General features: G+C 65.3%; 6 protein-coding genes. 5 read left to right on the forward strand and 1 reads right to left on the reverse strand.

From position 1 onward, the window contains the following. The 5 genes from I5M_RS20840 to I5M_RS20860 form a co-directional block, all read left to right on the forward strand. A partial coding sequence (locus I5M_RS20840; RefSeq protein WP_031337240.1) for an efflux RND transporter permease subunit occupies window positions 1-591 on the forward strand: 591 nt, incomplete at its 5' end. Beyond that, complete coding sequence (locus tag I5M_RS20845) at window positions 588-893, forward strand: DUF3240 family protein (protein WP_022723170.1); 306 nt, start codon at window positions 588-590, stop codon at window positions 891-893. The genes I5M_RS20840 and I5M_RS20845, both read left to right, overlap by 4 nt. A 101-nt stretch (window positions 894-994) precedes the next feature. Continuing rightward, window positions 995-1423: an isoprenylcysteine carboxylmethyltransferase family protein gene (locus tag I5M_RS20850; protein ID WP_244432062.1), complete on the forward strand. Its 429-nt coding sequence runs from the start codon at window positions 995-997 to the stop codon at window positions 1421-1423. A gap of 27 nt (window positions 1424-1450) precedes the next feature. Further along, window positions 1451-1843 (forward strand): rhodanese-like domain-containing protein, encoded by a 393-nt coding sequence (locus I5M_RS20855; protein WP_022723172.1) that lies wholly within the window; start codon window positions 1451-1453, stop codon window positions 1841-1843. Window positions 1844-2026: 183 nt separating this feature from the next. Then, window positions 2027-2206: a hypothetical protein gene (locus tag I5M_RS20860; protein WP_022723173.1), complete on the forward strand. Its 180-nt coding sequence runs from the start codon at window positions 2027-2029 to the stop codon at window positions 2204-2206. Window positions 2207-2397: 191 nt separating this feature from the next. On the opposite strand, the gene I5M_RS20865 is transcribed toward I5M_RS20860, so the two are convergent. Further along, the gene (locus tag I5M_RS20865) at window positions 2398-2862 is read right to left on the reverse strand and encodes a hypothetical protein (protein WP_022723174.1); all 465 of its coding nucleotides are present in this window, start codon (window positions 2860-2862) and stop codon (window positions 2398-2400) included. Window positions 2863-3024 lie beyond the last annotated feature (162 nt).

Genomic DNA, 3024 nt, shown 5'->3' on the forward strand with positions numbered 1-3024 from the left:
GCGCGGTCCTGCCAGGTGAAGTTACCCGAGGGCTATTCGATCGTCTGGGGCGGCCAGTTCGAAAATCAGCAGCGCGCCGCGGCGAGGCTCGCCATCGTGGTGCCGGTGGCGCTGGCGCTGGTGTTCCTGCTGTTGTTCGCCACTTTCGTGTCGATGCGGCAGTCGCTCCTGGTATTCATCAACATTCCGTTCGCGCTGGTCGGCGGCGTGTTCAGTCTCTTGATTTCGGGCGAATATCTGTCGGTGCCGGCCTCGGTCGGCTTCATCGCGCTGCTCGGCATCGCGGTACTCAACGGCCTGGTGCTGGTCAGCTATTTCAATATGCTGCGCGATCAGGGCCTGCCGCCGGATCAGGTCGTCGAACTCGGCGCGCAACGTCGGCTGCGGCCGATCCTGCTAACCGCGAGCATCACCGCGTTCGGCCTGGTGCCGCTGCTCTATGCGACCGGCCCCGGTGCCGACGTGCAGCGGCCGCTGGCCGTAGTGGTGATCGGCGGTCTCGTCAGCTCGACGCTGCTGACGCTGGTGATCCTGCCGATCCTGTATCGCCGCTTCGGCATCGAGCGTGCTTCCGCGGAGCCGCAGCCATGACCGATGCGGTGTTGACGCTGATCGCGCCCGCGGCACTCAAGGAAGACATCGCCGGCGCGCTGCTGGCTCAGCCGGTGATCGCCCGGCGCGGCTTTACCATCCACCATGTCGAAGGCCACGGCGACGCTATCGACTACGACCGCGTCATCGAACAGGTGCGCGGCTATACGTCGGTGGTTGAGATCGTTGCCACCGCGCCGGAGCCGGTGCTGCACGAGGTGCTCGAAGCCATCGGCAGCGAATTCGCCGGCCGCGGCATTCGCTGGCGGATCGTGGCTGTGGAAGCGTGGGGCACCATCTAGCCGCGCTGCGTTTTCGCCGTGAATTCATTCATAGAATGTGATATCTTGGCAGCATGCCCGATGCCGTCCATTCCCGTCCCAATGTATTGCCCTGGCCGCCGATGCTACTGGTGCTCGCGGCGCTGAGTGCGATCGCTCTCGGCACGTTGTGGCCGCTGCCCTTGTCGGGCGCAGAGTGGCTTTGCTTGCTCGGCTTCGCGCTGCTCGGCCTCGGCATCGCGCTCGACGGCTGGGCGATCCTGACCATGCGGGCGGCTCACACCACATTTCTTCCCAATCGCGGCGCCGACGCACTGGTAACCGGGGGCCCGTTTCGCGCCAGCCGCAATCCGATCTACCTTGCCAACACGCTACTGCTGATCGGCATCGGCCTGGCGTTCGGCAATCTGTGGTTCGTGCTGATGGCATTCGTCTCGGCGGTGCTGGTCGATCGACTCGCCATTCGCCGCGAGGAGCGGCATCTGGCGAGCCGCTTCGGCGACGACTGGACGGCCTATGCAGCGACGACGCCGCGCTGGCTGATCCGCTGATTTTTCTTTCGCATGGAGTCAATAGCAATGGCCACGACCCTGAAATCGATGATCGAAGCCGCCAGTGCCGAGGTGCCGAAGATCACCGCGACGCAAGCGCGCGAGCTGATCGACCGCGGCGCGCTGGTGATCGACGTGCGCGACGCGCCCGAGGTCGAGAGCAGCGGCAAGATCGCCGGCGCCATCCATATCTCGCGCGGTATGCTGGAATTCCGGGCCGATCCGGGCTCGCCGTTTCACGACAAGCATCTCGACAAGGAGCGCACGCTGATCGTGTATTGCGCCTCCGGCGGCCGCGCCGCGCTCGCCGGCAAGACGCTGAAGGTTCTCGGCTACGACAAGGTCTTCAACCTCGGCGGCTTCAAGGAATGGGCCGAAAGCGGCGGCGCCGTGGAGACGCCCATCGACCGCGGCATGTAGTTGCGCGCAGCGTCAAGGCGGCGTGACGATGCCGAGTGTCCATCGGGACAAACGTGGATGAGCGTGAAGGTAGCTTAGTGCTTTGTCCCTGAGCGAAACTGATCGTTCGGACGATCAGTGCGGAGGCCGAGGAACCAACATCCATTTCGGCGTTTGAGCCTCAGATCAGAGAGGCTTTGGCGCATGAATAGCGGCGAGTTCAGCATAGTCGAAGTAGCGCTGCCCGCGGCGGTCCTGTTGGCGTTCCTGATCGCCTGCGCCGCAGCCGGTGTCTGGCTGGTCCGCCGAACCATCTCGCTCCTCACCCGCCGCCCACGCGTCGTGACGATGCTCAAGCACCGCGAACTGACGCGGCGGATGTAGTACGCACGGTTCTCCGCCGATCCACATGCACAACGTCATCCTGAGGTGCACGCTTGGCCGCGCGTCAGCGCGGTCGGGCGTGCCTCGAAGGATGGGCTACAGCGCGTGTGGTGGTCATCCTTCGAGGCTCGCTGCGCTCGCACCTCAGGATGACGGGCTCCTACGTTGCTACGTCAAAAGGCGTCGCCCGCTCACCGCGTCAGAAACTTCCACGCCACCACGATCGCGCACAGGCCGATGAAGATCAGCAGCGCCGGCACCGGCTTGCGGCCGCCTGGCGAGGTGCGGGCGCCGCGGTCGGCGGGACGAACCGGTTTCGGTTTGTCCTTGGGCGGCTTCTGGAAGCGGACGACATTGTCGACCGCGGTGTCGCCGCGCTCCGGCGGCGGCGGATTGCGCGGTTCGGGCTCGGGCGCTTCGCCGGTGCCGCCCATGTCGCTGTAATAGGCCTGATAGGTCTCGCGCACCGCGATCGCCTTGGATTCGATCTCGGTCATGCGGTCCAGCCGCTCGCGATAGGCATTCAGCACCTTCTGGGCGTTGTCCGGCAGCGTGTCGAAGCTGCCCAGCTTGGCCATCATCAGCCAGGTGGCGAAATCCGCCTCGGCCCTGGTGCGGGCGCGGCGGGCGATGCTGGTCGAGGGCTTGGCGGCCATGGGGCGAAGGCGAATCCGGTTGTGAGCTGCCCGTCTGCAATCGCCTTCTATCATGGCGATCATGGGACTGGCCTTCTGATATCGGAAAACAACGCCGCGCGGCAGTGGTCGCGTCGCCGCCCTGTAATTGGTTTGCGCCCCGGGCTGGCGAAGCAGCGGTAT

It is taken from the genome of Rhodopseudomonas sp. B29 (genome assembly GCF_000333455.1).
In the GTDB taxonomy this organism is placed as follows: Bacteria; Pseudomonadota; Alphaproteobacteria; order Rhizobiales; family Xanthobacteraceae; genus Rhodopseudomonas.

What these genes read in the sequence shown, in the direction of transcription:
- I5M_RS20845 (WP_022723170.1), top strand. Translation starts at nt 588, where the DNA reads ATGACCGATGCGGTGTTGACGCTGATCGCGCCCGCGGCACTCAAGGAA.
- I5M_RS20850 (WP_244432062.1), top strand. Translation starts at nt 995, where the DNA reads ATGCTACTGGTGCTCGCGGCGCTGAGTGCGATCGCTCTCGGCACGTTG.
- I5M_RS20855 (WP_022723172.1), top strand. Translation starts at nt 1,451, where the DNA reads ATGGCCACGACCCTGAAATCGATGATCGAAGCCGCCAGTGCCGAGGTG.
- I5M_RS20860 (WP_022723173.1), top strand. Translation starts at nt 2,027, where the DNA reads ATGAATAGCGGCGAGTTCAGCATAGTCGAAGTAGCGCTGCCCGCGGCG.
- I5M_RS20865 (WP_022723174.1), bottom strand. Translation starts at nt 2,862, where the DNA reads ATGGCCGCCAAGCCCTCGACCAGCATCGCCCGCCGCGCCCGCACCAGG.